Genomic DNA, 20,260 nt, shown 5'->3' with positions numbered 1-20,260 from the left:
GTGCGCCGGCGAGCTGAAATGGGATGTCCCCGACCGCTTACGACCCTACCTCTCCGTGAGCTTTTGGGTGACATCGGTCGGGGCCTGACACGCCCCCCGGTCCCGTACCTGACGCTCCGGAACAGGACCGGGGGACTTTGGTCCCTGTCACTCAGGGTGAGTGACGAAGGGGCCGCTGATCAGCGGTTCAGCGTGCGCAGTGCCTTACCGACGAGTAGCGCGCGGTCCGCCGCGGCGGACACGTGCTCCAGGCCGAAGCCGAGCAGGACGGTGTCACGGGTAGTGACCGCCGCGAAGGACTTGAACAGCTCGCCGGACCGGGACCAATCGCCGGGAACTTCAGGGCTTCCGGCGGGTGCGCCCTGGGCCGTCCAGACGCCGAGCGAGGACTCGAAGCCCTCGACGGCCTGGTCCGCTCCGCCGACCGACAGGCGCGCCTCGTCCGCGAAGACGCCGCGGCCGCCCGAGCCCGGGTCGGTGATGTAGGAGAGCGAGACCTCGACGGTCTTGCCCGCGTACGCACTCAGGTCGAAGGAAACCTGCTTCCAGCCGCCGGAGGAACCGGTGAAGCTGTTCCACGCGCCGCTGGTGCCCTGCGCGGTGCAGCCGCCGGAGTCCAGGGTGAGGTAACGGCGGAGGAAGGGGTGGCCGTTCATGAAGAACCCGGCCGCGCACTCCTCCGGCACCGTGGTGCTGCTCAGACCGCCCTTGTCCGGCAGCGTCGTCCAGTCGTCGCCGCCGGCCGTACGGGCCTCCAGCGCGGCGTGGTCGTAGCCCTCCTCGGTGTTCCAGTTGAGGGCGAGCTTCAGCTGCGGCTGGTCGGCCGCGGTGACGCCGGTGAGGTCGATCGTGCGGACGAGGCGCTTCCAGTCGTCGTCCGCGTGCAGGGCCGAGGCCATCCCGGTGCCCGCGTAGGGGGCGTACGGGTTGACGACCCCGGTGAACTGGCCCGCCTGGGCGCTCTTGAACTGCGGGAACTGCGCGGGCGCCAGGGTCTCGGAGGTGACCGTGTAGGCGCCGGGGGCGTTCAGCGGGTTGCCCGCGGCGTCGCCGAGGCCGCCCTTCGCCCCGCTCAGGGCGCCGGCGCCGGTGAAGCCGCTGGCGCCGGGCGTGCTGGTACGGCCGTACGCGCCGAGCCAGTACTGGCTGAAGTCGTTGGTCACGGCGCGGCCGACCTGGGCGTTGCCGCCCGCCAGCTCACCGGCCTCGATCAGCTTGCCGCCCTCGTTCAGGAAGTCGCGCACCGCCAGCTGGGTGTCACCGCCCGGGCTCTTGGCCCCGGTGTAGTGAACGGCCGTACGGAAGTGCGAGAGCACGCCCAGGTGGTGCGGGGCGCCCTGGGTCGCCACGTCCCAGACCGCCGCGGACTTCTTGTTGGCGCGCAGGGCGTCGACGTAGCTCTGGGCGTGCTGGGCCTTGGCCCCCTCCTCGGCGATCACCAGGACGTCCGCGCGGGGCCGCTCGGCCACCGTGTACGTGAAGTGCTCGCTGGAGACGGTCCTGCCGGAGCGGTCGCGGCCGGTGAACCAGACCTCCACCTTGTCACCGGGCTTCGCGCCGTCGACCTCGGCGCGGTACTCGTCGAACCAGTTGTTGTCATCGCCGCCGTAGACCTCGCCGCCCTTCCAGGCCTTGAGCTCCTCGTCGTGCGTGCGGCCGCCGTTGATCCGGAAGTTGAGCTCCTTGTCCTTCAGCGCCTTGCGGGCCGTGACGGAGACCGTCTGGTCCTCGCCGCGGGCCGCGTAGGAGGTGGTGAAGGGGTCGAGGGTGAAGTCCGCGGCGCTCAGGCCCACGGAGGACACCGGGCGGTCCGGCTGCGCGGCGCTCTCGCCCACCGAGAGCGCGAAGGGGATGTTCTTGGCGAACTCCGCCTGGATGAGCTTCTCGTCGTCCGGGAAGTTGAAGCCTGAGGCGCAGTCCTCGGGCTTCCACTGGTCGTTCGGGTCGGCCGCGGAGGCGGTCTGACAGGTGGTCATCTCCGGCGTGAACATCATGATGCCGTTGACGTTGGAGGCGTGGCCGTCGGCCTCGCCGTTCGTGGTGTAGAGCTCGGAGGAGACCTGCGGGTAGTAGCCGGGGACCGCGGGGTTCTCCGGGGTGCCGGCGAGCGCCTTGTAGGCGACGTCGTCGGGGGTGGGGGTGGCCACCTGCCAGCCCACGCCGTAGAGGATCAGTTCGGCGGCGGAGTGGTAGTTGATCGCGTAGTCGAAGCCGATGCGCTTCTGGAAGGCGTCGAGGGCGGTGGTCTCCGGCTCGGAGGAGGCCTTCGGGCCGCGGTAGGTCTCGCTCGCCTGGTTCGGCGAGGAACCCTCGTTGTCGTAGCCCCACTTGAAGGCGAAGTTGCGGTTGAGGTCGACCCCGTCGCCGGCGCTGGTCCTGCCATCGCCGTTGTTGTCGCGCAGATTCTTGCGCCACAGCCGCTCGCCGTCCGGCGCGTGCGTGAAGTCGTACCCGTCCGGGTTGGCGGAGAGCAGGAACCACAGCTCGGTCGAGTCCACCAGCTTGGTGATCCGCTGGTCCTTGCCGTAGTTGTCGATCGTGTGGTGCATCAGCCGCCGGGTCATCTCGGGGGTGATCCACTCACGGGCGTGCTGGTTGGACATGTAGAGCACGGAGGGCTTGTCGCCGTCCTTGGTCTTCTTGGCGTTCTTGCTGACCTTGAGGGCGAGGATGTCCTTGCCCTGGACGGTCTTGCCGATGGAGACGACCTTGGTGAGCGCCGGGTTCTCCTGCGCCGTGCGCAGGATCTCCTCCTGGAGGCCGCCCTTGCCGCTGTACGGGCGGAACACGCCGTCGCCCGCCGCCTTGGCGCGGGCCAGCCCCTGGGCCCCGATCTTCCGCTCGGCGAGCTTGACGCCCTGACCGGCGAGCTCCTTGGCCTGACCGCCGGTGAGGAAGAGCTCGACCCGGGCGGTCCCGGTCTCCGGGGCGCGCTCGGTGAGCTCGTGGGCGTCCTGGCCGGCGGCGAGGACGAGCGGGACCTGTTCCCGGGTGATGTCGGCGTCGTAGACCCGTACCTCGTCGGCGCCGGGTGCGGTGCCGGAACCGGGTTGGGCCTGGGCCGCCACGGGTAGTGCGGCGAGTGTGCTTGCGAAGACGAGTGCGCTTGCGGCGAGGATCGATCTCGCGCGGTGCCTCATGTGCCCCCCTGGGCGTCGTCTGCCACGAAAGCTTCGGACGCCAGACTCAAGACCGGCCCATGCTCATGTCAATGGGGCCTACGGCAAAGGGGCCCGCACGAGTGATCGCGCGGACCCCTTTGCCGTACACGGGGATCAGCGGCTAACCGGCCATGTTGTCGGCCATCTCCTCGCTGAGGTCGAGGTTCGACTCGGTGCCCGGGACGCCGAGGTCCTGGGCCCGCTTGTCGGCCATCGCCAGCAGGCGGCGGATCCGGCCCGCGACCGCGTCCTTGGTCAGCGGCGGGTCGGCGAGCGCGCCCAGCTCCTCCAGGGAGGCCTGCTTGTGCTCCATGCGCAGCCGGCCGGCCGCGGCGAGGTGCTCGGGGACCTCCTCGCCGAGGATCTCCAGCGCGCGCTGCACGCGGGCGCCGGCAGCCACCGCGGCACGCGCCGAGCGGCGCAGGTTGGCGTCGTCGAAGTTGGCGAGGCGGTTGGCGGTGGCGCGGACCTCGCGCCGCATCCGCCGCTCCTCCCAGGCCAGCACCGACTCGTGGGCGCCGAGGCGGGTCAGCAGGGCGCCGATCGCGTCGCCGTCGCGGACCACGACCCGGTCGACGCCGCGCACCTCGCGGGCCTTGGCGGCGATGGAGAGCCTGCGGGCGGCGCCCACCAGGGCCAGGGCGGCCTCCGGGCCGGGGCAGGTGACCTCCAGGGAGGAGGACCGGCCCGGCTCGGTGAGCGAGCCGTGGGCCAGGAAGGCGCCGCGCCACGCCGCCTCGGCGTCGCACGTGGCTCCGGAGACCACCTGCGGGGGAAGACCCCGGATGGGGCGGCCGCGGCCGTCCACGAGGCCCGTCTGGCGCGCCAGCTGGTCACCGCCGGCCACGACGCGGACCACGTAGCGGCTGCCGCGGCGCAGTCCGCCGGGGGCCATCACCACCAGGTCCGAGGAATGGCCGAAGATCTCCAGGATGTCCTTGCGCAGGCGTCTCGCCGCGATCCCGGTGTCGAGCTCCGCCTCGATGACGATGCGGCCGCTCACCAGGTGCAGGCCGCCCGCGAACCGAAGGATCGCCGAGACCTCCGCCTTCCTGCAGCAGGTCCGGGTGACGGGGAGGCGGGAGATCTCATCCTTCACCGCGGGCGTCATCGCCATGGGCCGATCCTTCCATGCATCCGAAAAATACGGTCGTACGCGGCGGCCAGCAGCTCCGGATCGTGCTTCGGAGAACCGTCCTGCCTGGCCACGGGGGCCAGCTCGACCGCGGCACCGAACCGTTTCGCGGCATCGGCGAGGGACTCGCGGTCGGGTACGGCGGCCTCGTCGGCCAGCACCACGTCCAGGGCGAGTTTAGGGGCGTGTCGGGCCAAAACCTCCAAATGACGCTGCGGAGAGAAGCCCTCTGTTTCGCCGGGCTGCGGCGCGAGGTTCAGCGAGAGGACCCGGCGGGCCTTCGTCTCGACCAGCGCGTCGAGCAGTTCCGGCACCAGCAGGTGCGGAATGACGGAGGAGAACCAGGACCCCGGGCCGAGCACCACCCAGTCGGCGTCCAGGACCGCCGCGACGGCCTCCGGCACGGCCGGCGGGTCGCTCGGCACCACCTGTACGGAAAGCACCTCGCCCGGAGTCAGGGCCACCGTGGCCTGCCCGCGGACGGTGTCCACGTCCTCGGGACGGGCCGGGTCGTGCCCCCTGACCAGGGCCTGGAGCTCCAGCGGCACCGCCGACATCGGCAGCACCCGGCCCTGGGCGCCGAGCAGCCTGCCCACCAGGTCGAGGGCCTGGACGGGGTCGCCGAGCTGTTCCCACAGGGCGACGATCAGCAGGTTGCCGACGGCGTGCCCGTGCAGGTCGCCCTCGGACTGGAAGCGGTGCTGGATGACCCGGGCCCAGGTCTGGCCCCAGTCGTCGTCCCCGCACAGCGCGGCCAGCGCCTTGCGCAGGTCGCCGGGCGGCAGCACGTCGAGCTCCTCCCGGAGCCGGCCGCTGGAGCCGCCGTCGTCGGCGACGGTGACCACGGCGGTGAGGTCACCGGTGATCCGGCGCAGGGCGGCGAGGGAGGCCGACAGGCCCTGGCCGCCGCCGAGCGCCACCACCTTGGGCGTGGCGCCGCGCCGGCGGCCGGAACGGCCGGAGCGGCCCGCGCCGTCCTCGCCCCGTCCCGGGGTGAGGCGGCGCAGACGGCTCAGCCGCGGGGTCCGTGCGGTCACTCGCGCCCCATGTCCCGGTGGACGACGACGGTCTCGACTCCCTCGGAGGCGAGGCGGGCGGCGAGCTTCTCGGACATGGCCACGCTGCGGTGCTTGCCGCCCGTGCACCCGACCGCGATGGTCACGTACCGCTTGCCCTCGCGGCGGTAGCCGGTGGCGATGAGCTGGAGCAGCTCGGTGTAGCGGTCGAGGAACTCCTTGGCGCCGGGCTGGCTGAAGACGTACCCCGACACCTCCTCGTTGAGCCCGGTGAAGGGGCGCAGCTCCGGGACCCAGTGCGGGTTCGGGATGAAGCGGCAGTCGACGACGAGGTCGGCGTCGACGGGGAGGCCGTACTTGTAGCCGAAGGACATGACGGTGGCCCGCAGCTCGGGCTCCTCGTCCCCGGCGAACTGGGCGTCCATCTTGGCGCGCAGCTCGTGCACGTTCAGGCTGGAGGTGTCGATCACCAGGTCGGCGTCGCCGCGCAGCTCGCGCAGCAGGTCCCGCTCGGCGGCGATGCCGTCGGTGATGCGGCCGTCGCCCTGGAGCGGGTGCGGGCGGCGGACCGACTCGAAGCGCCGGACCAGGGCGTCGTCGGAGGACTCCAGGAAGACGATGCGGCGGGTGACGCCCTTGCTGTCGAGGTCGGCCAGGGACTCGCGCAGGGCGTCGAAGAACTGGCGGCCGCGGACGTCGACGACGACGGCGATGCGCGCCACGTTGCCCTGGGAGCGGGCACCGAGCTCCACCATGGTGGGGATCAGCGCCGGCGGGAGGTTGTCGACGACGAACCAGCCGAGGTCCTCCAGACACTTGGCCGCCGTACTGCGGCCGGCCCCGGACATGCCGGAGATGATCACCAGCTCGGGGATGGCCGCCTCGGCGGTCTCGCCGGGCTCCACTGTCGTGCCCGTACTCACCTGTGCTCCGTCTCGGTCGTGCGTGGTCTCGTGCTCGGTCATTGCTCGGTCCCCCGTTCGGACGATGGCTCCCGGCTACTGCCGGGAGGTGTCCCCGCCCGCGGGGGCGGGGTTCTCATCCTCAATGATCTCTCCTGTGGCCGTGTTGACGGCAGGGCCGGCGGGGACCGCCCCGGCGAGGGCCGCGGCCACCGTCTCGGCCGTCTTCCGTCCTATGCCCGGGACCTCGCAGATCTGGTCGATTGTCGCCTGTCTCAGCTTCTTCACCGAACCGAAGTGCTTGACCAGGGCCTGCTTGCGGCTCTCGCCGAGGCCGGGCACCTCGTCCAGCGGGCCCGACTTCAGGCGCTTGCCGCGCTTGTTGCGCTGGTACTGGATGGCGAAACGGTGGGCTTCGTCACGCACCCGCTGGAGCAGGTAGAGGCCCTCGCTGGTGCGGGGCAGCACGACCGGGTCGTCCTCGCCGGGCAGCCAGACCTCCTCCAGCCGCTTGGCCAGGCCGCACACGGCGACGTCGTCCACGCCGAGCTCCTCCAGGGCCCGCTTGGCGGCGGCGACCTGCGGCTGCCCGCCGTCGACCACCACGAGCTGCGGCGGGTACGCGAACCGCTTGGGCCTCCCGTCGTCCTCGGGCACCGCGGCCTCGCCCTCCTCGGCCTCCCACTCGCCCGTCTTCAGCTTCTCCTGGAGGTAGCGCCGGAAGCGCCGCGAGACCACCTCGTGCATGGAGCGGACGTCGTCCTGCCCCTCGAACGATCTGATCTGGAAGCGCCGGTACTCGCTCTTGCGGGCCAGCCCGTCCTCGAACACCACCATCGACGCCACGACGTCGTCACCCTGCAGGTGGGAGATGTCGAAGCATTCGATGCGCAGCGGGGCACTGTCGAGCTCCAGGGCCTCGGCGATCTCCTCCAGGGCCCGGGAGCGGGTGGTGAGGTCGCTGGCGCGCTTGGTCTTGTGCAGGGCGAGGGACTGCTGCGCGTTGCGGTGGACGGTCTCCATGAGGGCCTTCTTGTCGCCGCGCTGCGGTATCCGCAGGCTGACCTGGGACCCCCGGCGGTCGGCGAGCCACTGGCTCAGCGCGGGCGTGTCCTCGGGCAGCGCCGGGACCAGCACCTCCTTGGGGACGGCCTCGCCCTTCTCCTCGCCGTACAGCTGCTGGAGGGCGTGCTCGACGAGCCCGGCGGTGTCGACGGCCTCCACCTTGTCGGTGACCCAGCCGCGCTGGCCGCGGACGCGGCCGCCGCGCACGTGGAAGATCTGCACCGCCGCCTCGAGCTCGTCCTCGGCGACCGCGATCAGGTCGGCGTCGGTGGCGTCGGCCAGCACGACGGCGTTCTTCTCCATGGCCCGGCGCAGCGCCCCCACGTCGTCGCGCAGCCGGGCGGCCTTCTCGTACTCCATCTCCTCGGCGGCCTCGTGCATCTCCTTCTCCAGGCGGGAGAGGTACGTCCCCGTCCGCCCGGCCATGAAGTCACAGAAGTCCTCGGCCAGTTCGCGGTGCTCCTCGGGGGTGACCCGGCCGACGCAGGGCGCGGAGCACTTGCCGATGTAGCCGAGCAGGCAGGGGCGGCCGATCTGGGCGGAGCGCTTGAACACTCCGGCGGAGCAGGTCCGTACCGGGAACACCCGGAGCATCAGGTCGACGGTCTCGCGGATCGCCCAGGCGTGCCCGTACGGACCGAAGTAGCGCACGCCCTTCTTCTTGGGCCCCCGCATGACCTGGACCCGGGGGTACTCCTCGTTCATCGTCACGGCGAGGGAGGGGTAGCTCTTGTCGTCCCGGTACTTGACGTTGAACCGGGGGTCGAACTCCTTGATCCACGAGTACTCCAGCTGGAGCGCCTCGACCTCGGTGGACACCACGGTCCACTCGACGGAGGCGGCCGTGGTCACCATGGTGGCCGTACGGGGGTGCAGGCCGGCCACGTCCTGGAAGTAGTTGGCCAGGCGCTGGCGCAGGCTCTTGGCCTTCCCGACGTAGATCACCCGGCGGTGCTCGTCGCGGAACCTGTAGACCCCCGGGGAGTCGGGGATCTGTCCCGGCTGGGGGCGGTAGCTGGAAGGGTCGGCCATGCCAACCACCCTACTGGCGCGGTCCGACAACCGACCGCAGGCCTCCGGCCCGGTGCGCGGCTCCCGGTGGTCCGCCGCCCGGCGCTTCCTGGGCTCCGCCCAGACCCGGTCCTCAAACGCCGGACGGGCTGGAAAATCCAGCCTCGCCGGCGTTTGAGGCGTGGGGGTCCCCCCGGACGGAGTCTGGGGGAGGGTCCGGGGCGGAGCCCCGATCTTCAGCCTCGCCGGCGTTTGAGGCGCGGGGTCTGGGGCTGAGCCCCGATCTTCAGCCTCGCCGGCGTTTGAGGCGCGGGGTCTGGGGCGGAGCCCCGGGACGCGGCGGGTCAGGTGGCAACGGACCGCGGGCCCGGCCCCTGGCTGGAGCCGGGCCCGCGGGCGGCGGCTAGGCCACGCCGGTGCGGCGGCGGCGCAGGGCCAGCGCCCCGGCCCCGCCCAGCGCGAGCGCCCCGGCGGCGGCCACCACCCCGACGGGGGTCCCGGCAGCCTCGGCCGAGGCTTCGGCATAGCCGCCCGCCCCGCCCCGCGCGGCATAGGCGGAGCCGGGCAGCTTGTCCCCGTACGCCCCGGCCACCCGGGCGCGGTAGGCGGCCAGGCCGACACCCCCGGCGCCCACGGCCCGTACCGCGTCCTCGTCCAGCGGCAGCACCCGATCGCCCCCGGCCACGTACCACGCGTCGATCTGCGGCTCCCGGAACACCGTCCCGCCGGGCAGCTTCTCCGCGCCCAGCCGCGCGTAGCGGAATTCGTCGTCGCCGGTGGCGATGTTCACCACCTGCCAGCCCGCCTCCGTCCGCGCCGTCCACAGCGCGGCCTGCTGCCCGTCGGAGGAGACCGCCTTGCTGGCGAGGAATTCGAGGCGGGCGACGGGCGCCCCCGTCCGGCCCGCGACGAAGTCCGGGGAGAGGTGGTTGACCGGTATCGCCTCGCCCTCGATCCGGGGCCGCGCGGCCGTGAGGGAGACCTTGCCCTCCCGGGCGAAGAAGCGGGACAGCGTGGCGAGGGTGTCGGGGGCGGTCGCCGCCTGCGCGGCGGCGGCCCGGTTCTCGGCGGTGGCGGCCCCGGGCTGCGGCACGGGGCCCCCGGGAGCCGCGGCTGCGAGCGGGGCGAGCCCGAGGAGGGCGGTGGCGGCGAGGACCGCGGCGGCGGCGGTGGCGCGCAGGGTCATGGCGGTCACGCCCCGATCCGGTAGAGCGAGTGGGTCCAGGAGAAGGTGCTGTTGTTCACGTACCAGGCGTGCGAGGCCCAGTTGTAGCGGTCGCTGGAGGGCCAGGGGTCGCCCCAGTAGACCCAGTTGCTCGCGGTGTCGTAGCCGTAGACGACGTGCATGTGGCCGCCGCCGTTCGACCACTGGATCCGGGTCTCGATGGGGCGGTCGGCGTTGATCTCGCTCTGGACGGTGGAGTACTGGAGCCAGCCGTTGACGTACGAGCCGGGGTTGATGCCGGCCCAGCGCAGTCCGGTCTGGACGTTGCCGAGGGTGGCCTGGTTGTTGGGGCACTCGGAGCCCTGCTGGCGGTTGAAGGCGGCGTTGCAGAACTGGTTCTGGGAGTGGTTCCGGCCGAACCAGGTGGCGATGGTGTTGCCGCCCGCGGCCCAGCACCAGTTGGTCTTCTGCTGTGCCTGCATGGTGATGTTCAGGCGCTTGTGGGCCAGTGCGGAATCGGTGCCGGTCTCGGCTGCCGTGGCGGTGGCGGTGCCGAAGGGCAGGGTGAACAGCACGGCGGTGAGGAGGGCGGCCAGGGAAAGCCGCCCGTTTCGGTTGCGCATCGCGTTCCTCCCGGTGGGGGGAGTGGGGGGGTGGAGGAGCGCGTCCGGACGCTGTGGAGGAGCATCAAGCAGTTGTCGCGATCAGGTCAACACGCTTCAATACGCGGTGACGTTGCAGTGTGAACGGTGGGGCTGCGGTGTGAACGGTTGCTGTCGTTTCACCTGGTCCCCCGGAGCCTCCGGCGCGATCCTCCGCGCCGACGCGTGTGAACGTTCACAGAGGAGTCGCGATGGCGCCGACCGGGGACACGGCCGAGCTCGGCCGGTTACTGCGCGGCGGCCCCTTCCACCTCGCCCTGCGCGCCGCCCTCGCCGCACGCGGGCTGCCCCTGCACCGGATACAGCACCGGCTGGCGGCACGGGGCATCAAGGTCGGTGTCACCAGCCTCAGTTACTGGCAGCAGGGCGCCCGCCGGCCGCGGCACCCGGAGTCGCTGCGGGCGGTCACCGCCCTGGAGCAGATCCTGGAGCTGCCCGACGGCGCCCTCGTCCGCCTGCTCGCCGCACCGCAGGCCGCCCCGGGGCCGGCCCGCCCGGCCGGCCGCTCGTACCGGGCACTGTTCAGCATGGGCGGCACGGTGGAGCGGCTGCTGGACGGGATGGAGCTGCCGCCGGACGGCGGACTGCACACGCTCGGCCACCACGAGCGGGTCCGCATCGGCCCGGCGGGCGAGCTGCGGATCCGCGAGTCGCAGCAGATCGTCCGGGCGCACCGCGACGGGGTCGACCGCTACCTCGCCGTCCACCACGGCGACCCGGGCTGCGACGTGTCCCGGATCCGCGTGACGGCGTACGAGAACTGCCGTACGGGCCGGGTGCGCTGCCATCCGGAGGCCGAGGTGGTGGTCGCGGAGCTGCTCTTCGACGCGCGGCTGAGACGCGGGGACACCCATGTCTTCGGCTACGGCATCGAGGACGGCACGGGCGCCCGCAGCGCCGAGTACGTGCGCGGATTCGGCCACGCGGGCGGCCAGTACATGCTCCAGGTCCGCTTCGACGAGGCGGCCCTGCCGGTGCGCTGCCGGCGCTTCGCCCGGACCGGACCGCAGGCCCCGCGCACCGGCCTCGTGGACCTGACGCCCAGCGGCCGGCACCGGGTGGTGCACCTGGTGGAACAGACGGTGCGGCGCGGGATCCTCGGGATCACCTGGGACTGGGCGTGACCGCGCGGGTCAGCCCGCGATGAGCTTCCCGTTCTCGGCCCGGACCGGGACGGCGGGCAGCGGGGCGGACGCCGGGCCGCGCAGGACCTTGCCGGTGGCCACGTCGAAGCGGCTGCCGTGGCAGGGGCAGTTGCCCTGACCCTCGACGATCTTGTCCAGGACGCATCCGGCGTGCGTGCACTGGGCGCTGAACGCCGTGTACCGGCCTTCCGCCGGGCAGCTGACGATCAGCTTCCGCTCCCGGTACAGCTTGGCGCCGCCCACCGGGACGTCGGCCGCGGCGCCGAGCTCCACCGGCGCGGTGGGCGTGGCGGGGGTGTTGCCCCCGCTGTTGGTCTCGGTGGAGCAGGCCGCGAGCGTCACTCCGGCCCCGGCGGCCCCGGCGAGCGCGGCGGCGCCCTTGAGGACGGTACGGCGGGCGGCTGACTGCGGCGCGGGCATGCGGTTCTCCTGGGGTGCGGGCACGGCGGGGACGGTACGGGCGGTGGCGCGGGCCGGGCACGGGCCGGGCCCGGCCGGGGGCCCGGCCCACCCGACGATACCGCCGGCCGCATGGGGTACCTTCCCCGCGTGATCGTCGTCGGCGGAGAAGCCCTCATCGACCTGGTGCCCGCGGTGCGGCCGCCGGGCGCGCTGCTGCCCCGGCCGGGCGGGGGACCGTACAACACCGCGCTCGCCCTCGGGCGGCTCGGCGCCGAGGTTGCCTTCTGCTCGCGGGTCTCGGCGGACGGCTTCGGCGAGAGCCTGCTGGCCGGGCTGCGGTCGGCCGGGGTGGACGTGTCGCTGGTCCAGCGCGGACCGGAGCCGACCACTCTCGCCGTGCCCTCGCTGGCCCCGGACGGCTCGGCCTCGTACGGCTTCTACGTCGAGGGCACGGCGGACCGGCTGTTCACCCTGCCGCCGGCCCTCCCCGACGGAGTCCGGGCCCTCGCGCTCGGCACCTGCTCGCTGGTCCTGGAACCGGGCGCGAGCGCGTACGAGGCCCTGCTGCGCCGGGAGGCGGGGCGCGGGCTGCTGACCCTGCTGGACCCCAACATCCGGCCGGCGCTGATCGCGGACCCGGCGGCGTACCGCGCGCGCTTCCGGGAGCGGCTGCTGCCGAGCACGACCGTCCTCAAGCTGTCCGAGGAGGACGCGGCCTGGCTGGGCGGCGGGGTCCGCGACTGGCTGGCGGCGGGCCCCTCGGCGGTGGTGCTGACCCGGGGTGCGGCGGGCCTGACCGTCTGGACGCGGGAGGGCGAGGAGCACTCGGTGGCGGCCCGCCGGGTCGCGGTGGCCGACACCATCGGGGCGGGCGACACCGTCAACGCCGCCCTGCTGCACCGGCTCGCCGGCACGCCGGGGCGCCCGGTGGACTGGCCCGACGTCCTGGCCTACGCCGCCCACGCGGCCGCCCTGACCTGCACGCGGGCGGGCGCGGAGCCTCCGTACGCGGCGGAGCTCAGCGGATAGCGGCCCACACGGTCCCGGCCACGGCCGGGGCGAACTCCTCGACCGGCTGGACCACCTGGGCGCCGGAGAAGTGCAGGAAGAAGGCCCGCTGGAAGCAGGCGCCGAGCAGCAGGGCGGCGGCCGCCGCCGGATCGGCATCGGCTCGCAGCCGCCCGGCGGCGAGCTCCCGCCGCAGTCGGCCGGCCAGGGCGTCGAGGACCACGTGGGGCCCGGAGCCGATCTTCTGCACGCCTTCGCGGTGGCGGACGAGCAGAGCGGGTTCGGCGAAGAGCGAGGCGGCCATGGGCATGGCGTCGGCGTAGAAGAGCGAGGCGTGCCGGGCGATGTCGGTGAGCGCCTCCTCGACCCCCTGCTCCCCCGGATCGGGATCGGCCTGCAGGGCGGCCATGAGCGGGCCCGCGTTGGGGGTGCGCTCCATCAGCACGCGGACGAACAGCTCCTCCTTGTTCGCGAAGTACTTGTAGAGCGCGGCCTCCGAGCAGCCGGCCTCGCGGGCGATCGCCTTGGTGGTGGCGTTGGCCAGGCCGCTGGTGCGCATCAGCTTCTCGGCGGCGTCCAGCAGCCGCTCGGGGGTGGGACGGCTTGACTTCGGGGTGAGCATTCACTCACTCTAAGGGCAGGAAGAGGTGAGTGAACACTCACCCACCTACCTACCCACATGTCGGGAGCCAGGATGAAACTCACGGTGTTCGGAGCCACGGGCGGCGTCGGCCACGAGGTCGTCAGGCAGGCGCTGGCCGCGGGACACGAGGTCACGGCGGTCGTCCGCGACCCGGCCCGGCTGAGGGTGCCGGCCCACGACCGCCTCCGGGTCGCCGTGGTCGGCGACCTGACGGACGAGGACGCGCTGGTCCCCGTACTGGCGGGCCGGTCGGCGGTGATCTCGGCCCTCGGCGCGGCGAACAACAAGCAGGCCAAGGCGGCCCCGGTCACGGGGCCGGCGGTACGGGCCATCCTCGCGGCGATGGACCGGGCGGGCGTGACCCGCCTCTCGGCCCTCAGCGCGGCCCCGGTCGGCCCGCCGGCGCAGGGCGAGAGCGTGGTCACCCGGGCGGTGGTCTTCCCGCTGCTGCGCAGACTGCTGCGGGACCTCTACGCGGACCTCGCGGTCATGGAGGCGGAGCTGCGTGCGAGCGGAGCCGAGTGGACGGTCATCCGCCCGCCGATGCTCCGCGACAAGCCGCACACCGGCCGGTATCGGCGGGCGATCGACGCCAACGTCCGGGGCGGCCGGGTCATCCCCCGCGCGGACGTGGCCGACGCCCTCCTCACCACCCTCACCGACCCGGCCTACACGTCCCACACGGTGGGCGTCGCCTCATAACGGGGCTCCGCCCCAAACCCCAACGGCGCTCAGCGCCCGCGCCTCAAACGCCGGCGAGGCTGGAAATCCAGCCCCGCCGGCGTTTGAGGCGCGGGGTCCGGGGCAGAGCCCCGATCTTTCAGCCCCGCCGGCGATTGAGGCGCGGGGGCTCGGGGGCAGCGCCCCCGGGAGCGAGCGGCTAGACCTTGCGGGCCCGCGCCGTCGTCTTCTTCGCCGGCGCCGCCTTCTTCGCAGCGGCGGCGGCACCAGAAGCGGCCGTCTTCCTGGCCGGAGCCTTCTTCACCGCGGCCCGCGCCGGAGGCGTCCCGTCGGAGACCCGGTCCGCCCCCAGGATGTCCCGCAGGAACTTGCCCGTGTGGCTGGCCCCCACCGACGCCACCTGCTCCGGCGTGCCCTCGGCCACCACCAGGCCGCCGCCGTAGCCGCCCTCCGGGCCCATGTCGATGACCCAGTCCGCGGTCTTGATGACGTCGAGGTTGTGCTCGATGACGATCACCGAGTTCCCCTTGTCCACCAGCCCCGACAGCACCTTGATCAGCTTCGAGATGTCCTCGAAGTGGAGACCCGTCGTCGGCTCGTCCAGCACGTACACCGTCCGCCCCGTCGACCGCTTCTGCAGCTCGGAGGCCAGCTTCACGCGCTGCGCCTCACCGCCCGACAGCGTCGGCGCCGACTGGCCGAGGCGGACGTAGCCCAGCCCGACCTCGTTGAGCGTCTTCAGGTGACGCGCGATCGTCGGCACCGCCTCGAAGAAGCCCAGCGCCTCCTCGATCGGCATGTTCAGGACCTCGGCGATGGACTTGCCCTTGTAGTGGACCTCCAGCGTCTCCCGGTTGTACCGGTCGCCGTGGCAGACCTCGCACGGGACGTAGACGTCCGGCAGGAAGTTCATCTCGATCTTGATCGTGCCGTCGCCGGAGCAGTTCTCGCAGCGGCCGCCCTTGACGTTGAAGGAGAAGCGGCCCGGCAGGTAGCCGCGCACCTTCGCCTCCATCGTCTCCGCGAAGAGCTTGCGCACGTGGTCGAAGACGCCGGTGTACGTCGCCGGGTTGGAGCGCGGCGTCCGGCCGATGGGCGACTGGTCGACGTGGACCACCTTGTCGACGAGGTCGTCGCCCTCCACCCGGGTGTGCCGCCCGGGCACCGAGCGGGCGCCGTTCAGCTCGCGCGCCAGGTGCGTGTAGAGGATGTCGTTGACCAGCGTCGACTTGCCCGATCCGGACACACCGGTCACGGCCGTGAGCACGCCCAGCGGGAAGGACACGTCGATGTCCCGCAGGTTGTTCTCCTTGGCGCCGTGGACGGTGAGCCTGCGCTCGCCGTTCACGGGCCGGCGCGCGTCCGGGATCGCGATGGAGCGCTTGCCCGACAGGTACTGCCCGGTCATCGACTCGGTGTTCTTCAGCAGCTCCTTCAGCGAACCGCTGTGCACCACCTTGCCGCCGTGCTCACCCGCGCCGGGGCCGATGTCCACGACCCAGTCCGCCACCTTGATGGTGTCCTCGTCGTGCTCGACCACGATGAGCGTGTTGCCCATGTCCCGCAGCCGCACCAGCGTCTCGATCAGCCGGTGGTTGTCCCGCTGGTGCAGGCCGATGGAGGGCTCGTCCAGCACGTACAGCACGCCGACCAGGCCGGAGCCGATCTGCGTCGCGAGCCGGATGCGCTGGGCCTCGCCGCCCGACAGGGTGCCGGCGGCCCGGTTGAGCGAGAGGTAGTCGAGGCCTACGTCGACGAGGAAGCGGAGCCGCTCGTTGACCTCCTTCAGGACCCGCTCGGCGATCTTCTTGTCACGGGCGTCGAGCCGCAGCCGTCCCAGGAAGTCCGCGCACTCGCTGATCGACATGGCGGCGACCTCGGCGATGGACTTCTCCATCACCGTCACCGCGAGCACGATCGGCTTGAGGCGGGTGCCCTCACAGGTCGGGCAGGGCACCTCGCGCATGTAGCCCTCGAAGCGCTCGCGGCTGGCGTCGCTCTCCGACTCCGCGTGCCGCCGCTTGACGAACGGCACGGCGCCCTCGAAGGCCGTCGTGTACGCCCGCTCGCGCCCGTACCGGTTGCGGTAGCGGACCTCGATCTGCGTCTTGTGCCCGTAGAGCAGGGCCTTCTTCGCACGCGCCGGCAGGCCGGCCCACGCGATGTCGGTCCGGAAGCCGAGCTCCTCGGCGAGCGCGCCGATCAGCCGCTGGAAGTAGTCCTTGGTGTGGCCGAGCGACCACGGCGAGACCGCGCCCTCGTCCAGGGACTTGTCCTCGTCCGGGATGATCAGCTCGGGGTCGACCTCCATGCGCGTGCCGATGCCGGTGCACTCGGGGCAGGCGCCGAAGGGCGAGTTGAAGGAGAAGGAGCGCGGCTCCAGCTCCTCGAAGGAGAGGTCGTCGTAGGGACAGTAGAGGTGCTCGGAATACATCCGCTCACGCTCGGGGTCGTCCTCGGCGAGGTCGACGAAGTCCAGGATCACCATGCCGCCGGAGAGGCCGAGGGCCGTCTCCACGGAGTCGGTGAGCCGGCGCTTGGCGCTGTCCTTGACGGTGAGGCGGTCGATGACCACCTCGATGGTGTGCTTCTCCTGCTTCTTCAGCGTGGGCGGCTCGGAGAGCTGGATGGTCTCCCCGTCCACCCGCGCCCGGCTGTAGCCCTTGGTCTGGAGGTCGGCGAAGAGGTCGACGAACTCGCCCTTGCGCTCGCGCACCAGCGGCGAGAGCACCTGGAAGCGGCTGCCCTCGGGGAGCGCGAGCACCTTGTCGACGATCGCCTGCGGCGACTGGCGCGAGATGGGGCGGCGGCACTCGGGACAGTGCGGCTTGCCGATGCGGGCGAAGAGGAGGCGGAGGTAGTCGTAGACCTCGGTGATGGTGCCCACGGTCGAGCGCGGGTTGCGCGAGGTCGACTTCTGGTCGATCGAGACGGCCGGGGAGAGGCCCTCGATGAAGTCGACGTCGGGCTTGTCCATCTGCCCGAGGAACTGGCGTGCGTACGACGAGAGCGACTCGACGTAGCGACGCTGGCCCTCGGCGAAGATCGTGTCGAAGGCCAGGGAGGACTTGCCCGAGCCGGAGAGTCCGGTGAAGACGATGAGCGAATCGCGGGGCAGGTCGAGCGAGACGTTCTTGAGGTTGTGCTCGCGAGCGCCACGAACGATGAGACGGTCGGTCACGCCGGTCCGCACCTTTCTTGAGAGAGCGGGGGCACGGGCCCCCGTCCCAGGGTATGGGGGGCGCCTCTGCGGTGGAGATGGAGTCTGGACTTCGAGCGTATAGCACGCACATTCGATTTACGGCACTCCCGAGACCTCTTCACCCGATCGTGTGGCCGAAGTCCGCAGACCACTAGGCTCGTCTCATGACTGATCATGTGCACGACCTGCGATCTGTACGTGAAGCCACGGACCGGCTGCTGACCGCAGTCGCGAAGATGGACAACGCAGCGCTTTCCGAGGAGTCACACCTCCCCGGCTGGACCCGCGGCCACATCCTGGCCCACCTCGCGCGCAACGCGGACGCCCTCGTGAACGTCTTCGAGGGGCGCCCGATGTACGAGAGCGCCTCCGCGCGCGACGCCGACATCGCAAGCGACGCCGACCGGTCCCTGGAAGAACACCTGACGGACCTCCGTGATTCCGGGGCCCGCTTCCTCGCCACCACGGAGCCCGACCAGGACTGGTCCCGCACCGTCGAGCTGCGCAACGGCGTCACCGACCTCGCCGCCAACGTGCCGTTCCGCCGCTGGGTCGAGGTCGACCTGCACCACGTCGACCTGAACATCGGCTACGAGCTCCACCACCTCCCGGAGGAGTTCACCGACCGCGAGATCGCCTTCCTCGCCGACCGCTGGTCCGGGCGACCGGACGTGCCGCCGGTCACGCTGCGGGCCATGCCCGACGAGGTCTGGCACACCGGCGGCACCGAGGGCACCCCCGTGGTCCTCGAGGGCCCCAAGGACGAGCTGCTCGGCTGGCTGGCCGGGCGCGGTCTCAAGGGCGCCCACCTCGCCGTCGTGGCCGGCGACGGCCTCCCCGAGCTGCCCCCGCTCTAGGATCAAGACATGACGTACACCGGAGAGGTCAAGGTCGGCGGTCCGGCCGACGTGCACGAGCTCGCGGACCTGATGATTTCCAAGGTCGCGGTGGGCTCCATGAACAACAACGCGTACCTGCTGCGCTGCCGGGCCACCGACGAGCAGCTGCTGATCGACGCGGCCGCCGAGGCGGTGACGCTGCTGAACCTGATCGGGGACGACGGCATCGCGTCCGTGGTCACCACCCACCGGCACGGCGACCACTGGGGCGCGCTCGAGGAGGTCGTCGCGGCGACCGGAGCGCGGACCTACGCGGGCGCCCAGGACGTCGAGGGCATCCCGGTGCCGACCGACGTGCCCGTGGCGGACGGGGACACGATCCAGGTCGGGCGGGTCAAGCTGACCGCCCGCCACCTGGTCGGGCACACCCCCGGCTCGATCGCCCTGATCTACGACGACCCGCACGGCCACGCGCACGTGTTCACCGGCGATTGCCTCTTCCCCGGCGGCGTCGGCAACACCCAGGGCGACCCGAAGGCCTTCGCGAGCCTGATCGACGACGTGCAGCACAAGCTCTTCGAGCAGCTGTCGGACGAGACCTGGGTCTACCCCGGCCACGGCAACGACACCACGCTCGGCGCGGAGCGTCCGCACCTGGCGGAATGGCGCGAGCGCGGCTGGTAGGCAGTGCAACGCGTCAACTTCGGTACGCGACGCACTCCTTCCGGTCGTTGACGGCCGAACGCACGTCCCGAGGGGCGGGGAACGGGTAGTTGGTGCAGCATGCACCAGGACCCATCCCCGCCCCTCGCGTCCTCCCCCATTCCCTCTCCCGCCTCCCCTACCCACGACGCCGTGCGGCCCGCCGAGGCCGACGACGCCGCCCGCCCCGGGATGCTGCGGCTCGCCTCGGCCTCGCTCGCCGGGACCGCGATCGAGTTCTACGACTTCTTCGTGTACGGAACGGCCGCCGCCCTCGTGCTCGGCCCGCTGTTCTTCCCCTCCTTCTCGCCGCTCGCCGGGACCCTCGCCGCCTTCGGCACCTTCGGCGTCGGCTTCCTCGCCCGCCCGCTCGGATCGGTGGTCTTCGGCCACATCGGCGACCGCTACGGCCGGCGCCCGGTGCTCCTTGCCTCCCTGCTCCTGACCGGCCTCGCCACGGTCGCCGTCGGCTGCGTGCCCACGTACGCATCGATCGGCGTGGCCGCGCCCGTGCTGCTGCTCCTGCTGCGCTTCCTGCAGGGTCTGGGGCTCGGCGGCGAGTGGGGCGGCGCGGTGCTGCTGACCGCCGAGCACGCGCCCGAGCAGCGGCGCGGGCTGTGGTCGAGCTTCCCGCAGATCGGCCCGCCGGTGGGTTTCTTGATGGCCAACGGCCTGATGCTGGGGCTGTCCGCGTCCCTCAGCGATGCGCAGTTCACCTCGTGGGGGTGGCGGGTGCCGTTCTGGGCCGCGGGGCTGCTGGCCCTGGCCGGGCTGTGGCTGCGCCGCTCGGTGGAGGAGACCCCGCAGTTCAAGGCGCTGGCCGAGACCGGGCGGCGGGCCGAGGCCCCGCTGGCCGAGGTGTTCCGGAGCCACTGGCGGCTGCTCCTGCTGACCGGCGGGGCCCTCGCCGTGGCCTACGCCGTCTTCTACACGGTCACCACCTGGGCCCTCGCGTACGCCACCGAGCGCCTCGGGATGGGCCGGACGGTGGTGCTGGCCTGCATCATGGGCGCCGTCGCGCTGATGGGTCTGGTGACCCCGCTGGTGGCGATGCTCGGCGACCGGTACGGCCGCCGGCCGCTGTGCCTGGCCGGGTGCACGGCCTGCGCCCTGCTGATGTTCCCGCTGGTGGCGCTGCTCGGCACGGCCGACCCGCTGCTGATGACGCTGGGCTTCGCGGGGGCGCTGCTGGGCATGGTGACGATGTTCGCGGTGGTGGGGGCGTACCTGCCGGAGCTGTACGCCCCGCGGATCCGCTGCACGGGCGCGGCCGTCGGCTACAACCTGGGCGGCGTCCTGGGCGGGGCGCTGACCCCGATCGTGGCGACGGCGCTGGCGGACGGCTCGGGTCCGCCGTGGGGCGTCGCGGTGTACCTGACCGGGATCGCCCTGGTCAGCCTGGGCTGCTTCGCGCTGCTGCCGGAGACCAGTCCGCTGGTCGTACGGGCGCGGTCGGGCGCCGGCAGGGGAACGGAAACGGGGGCGGCCGAAGCGGCCGCCCCCCGTGTAGCTCCGTAGCTC

16 protein-coding genes are annotated in these 20,260 nt (G+C 72.3%); 6 read left to right on the top strand and 10 right to left on the bottom strand.

Going from position 1 to position 20,260, the window contains the following annotated elements:
* Positions 1-179: 179 nt before the first annotated feature.
* The 7 genes from ACIPYQ_RS33370 to ACIPYQ_RS33340 form a co-directional block, all read right to left on the bottom strand.
* Entirely contained in the window at positions 180-3,140 is a 2,961-nt protein-coding gene (locus tag ACIPYQ_RS33370; protein WP_401257820.1) for a M14 family zinc carboxypeptidase, read from the bottom strand.
* 142 nt (positions 3,141-3,282) lie between these two features.
* Positions 3,283-4,278 (bottom strand): DNA-binding protein WhiA, encoded by a 996-nt coding sequence (gene whiA / locus ACIPYQ_RS33365; protein ID WP_266597925.1) that lies wholly within the window; start codon positions 4,276-4,278, stop codon positions 3,283-3,285.
* The gene (gene yvcK / locus ACIPYQ_RS33360; RefSeq protein ID WP_361765036.1) at positions 4,269-5,333 is read right to left on the bottom strand and encodes a uridine diphosphate-N-acetylglucosamine-binding protein YvcK; all 1,065 of its coding nucleotides are present in this window, start codon (positions 5,331-5,333) and stop codon (positions 4,269-4,271) included. Before yvcK ends, whiA begins: the two co-directional genes overlap by 10 nt.
* The gene (gene rapZ / locus ACIPYQ_RS33355; protein ID WP_030720410.1) at positions 5,330-6,277 is read right to left on the bottom strand and encodes an RNase adapter RapZ; all 948 of its coding nucleotides are present in this window, start codon (positions 6,275-6,277) and stop codon (positions 5,330-5,332) included. The genes yvcK and rapZ overlap by 4 nt, the downstream gene beginning before the upstream one ends.
* A gap of 33 nt (positions 6,278-6,310) precedes the next feature.
* Positions 6,311-8,311 (bottom strand): excinuclease ABC subunit UvrC, encoded by a 2,001-nt coding sequence (uvrC, locus tag ACIPYQ_RS33350; RefSeq protein WP_401257819.1) that lies wholly within the window; start codon positions 8,309-8,311, stop codon positions 6,311-6,313.
* A 382-nt stretch (positions 8,312-8,693) separates the two neighbouring features.
* Positions 8,694-9,476, bottom strand: coding sequence for a hypothetical protein (locus tag ACIPYQ_RS33345; protein ID WP_401257922.1), 783 nt, complete (start codon positions 9,474-9,476; stop codon positions 8,694-8,696).
* Between the two features lie 5 nt (positions 9,477-9,481).
* Positions 9,482-10,078, bottom strand: coding sequence for a papain-like cysteine protease family protein (locus ACIPYQ_RS33340; RefSeq protein ID WP_401257818.1), 597 nt, complete (start codon positions 10,076-10,078; stop codon positions 9,482-9,484).
* Positions 10,079-10,308: 230 nt separating this feature from the next.
* On the opposite strand from ACIPYQ_RS33340, the gene ACIPYQ_RS33335 reads away from it, so the two are divergent.
* Complete coding sequence (locus ACIPYQ_RS33335; RefSeq protein WP_401257817.1) at positions 10,309-11,241, top strand: hypothetical protein; 933 nt, start codon at positions 10,309-10,311, stop codon at positions 11,239-11,241.
* Between the two features lie 9 nt (positions 11,242-11,250).
* On the opposite strand, the gene ACIPYQ_RS33330 is transcribed toward ACIPYQ_RS33335, so the two are convergent.
* A complete protein-coding gene (locus ACIPYQ_RS33330) occupies positions 11,251-11,682 on the bottom strand; it encodes a Rieske (2Fe-2S) protein (RefSeq protein WP_361765023.1) in 432 nt (143 codons plus the stop codon).
* 129 nt (positions 11,683-11,811) lie between these two features.
* On the opposite strand from ACIPYQ_RS33330, the gene ACIPYQ_RS33325 reads away from it, so the two are divergent.
* Positions 11,812-12,693, top strand: a complete 882-nt coding sequence (locus ACIPYQ_RS33325) for a carbohydrate kinase (RefSeq protein ID WP_401257920.1) — start codon at positions 11,812-11,814, stop codon at positions 12,691-12,693.
* Here the strand turns inward: ACIPYQ_RS33325 and ACIPYQ_RS33320 are convergent.
* Positions 12,683-13,294, bottom strand: a complete 612-nt coding sequence (locus ACIPYQ_RS33320; protein ID WP_361765020.1) for a TetR/AcrR family transcriptional regulator — start codon at positions 13,292-13,294, stop codon at positions 12,683-12,685. The genes ACIPYQ_RS33325 and ACIPYQ_RS33320 overlap by 11 nt on opposite strands.
* A gap of 72 nt (positions 13,295-13,366) precedes the next feature.
* Between ACIPYQ_RS33320 and ACIPYQ_RS33315 the strand changes: the two genes are divergently transcribed.
* Positions 13,367-14,017, top strand: coding sequence for an NAD(P)-dependent oxidoreductase (locus ACIPYQ_RS33315; RefSeq protein WP_401257816.1), 651 nt, complete (start codon positions 13,367-13,369; stop codon positions 14,015-14,017).
* 178 nt (positions 14,018-14,195) lie between these two features.
* Here the strand turns inward: ACIPYQ_RS33315 and uvrA are convergent, their stop codons facing one another.
* On the bottom strand, positions 14,196-17,177 hold the full coding sequence (uvrA, locus tag ACIPYQ_RS33310) for an excinuclease ABC subunit UvrA (RefSeq protein WP_401257815.1): 2,982 nt from the start codon (positions 17,175-17,177) through the stop codon (positions 14,196-14,198).
* Between the two features lie 185 nt (positions 17,178-17,362).
* On the opposite strand from uvrA, the gene ACIPYQ_RS33305 reads away from it, so the two are divergent.
* The 3 genes from ACIPYQ_RS33305 (at position 17,363) to ACIPYQ_RS33295 (ending at position 20,257) form a co-directional block, all read left to right on the top strand.
* Positions 17,363-18,055 (top strand): maleylpyruvate isomerase family mycothiol-dependent enzyme, encoded by a 693-nt coding sequence (locus tag ACIPYQ_RS33305; RefSeq protein WP_401257814.1) that lies wholly within the window; start codon positions 17,363-17,365, stop codon positions 18,053-18,055.
* A 9-nt stretch (positions 18,056-18,064) separates the two neighbouring features.
* Positions 18,065-18,721 (top strand): MBL fold metallo-hydrolase, encoded by a 657-nt coding sequence (locus ACIPYQ_RS33300; RefSeq protein ID WP_401257813.1) that lies wholly within the window; start codon positions 18,065-18,067, stop codon positions 18,719-18,721.
* Positions 18,722-18,931: 210 nt separating this feature from the next.
* Positions 18,932-20,257: an MFS transporter gene (locus ACIPYQ_RS33295; protein WP_401257919.1), complete on the top strand. Its 1,326-nt coding sequence runs from the start codon at positions 18,932-18,934 to the stop codon at positions 20,255-20,257.
* Positions 20,258-20,260 lie beyond the last annotated feature (3 nt).

Source organism: Streptomyces sp. NPDC090045 (assembly GCF_044747975.1).
GTDB lineage: Bacteria > Actinomycetota > Actinomycetes > Streptomycetales > Streptomycetaceae > Streptomyces.
This window is presented reverse-complemented; position numbering and strand designations above follow the sequence as displayed.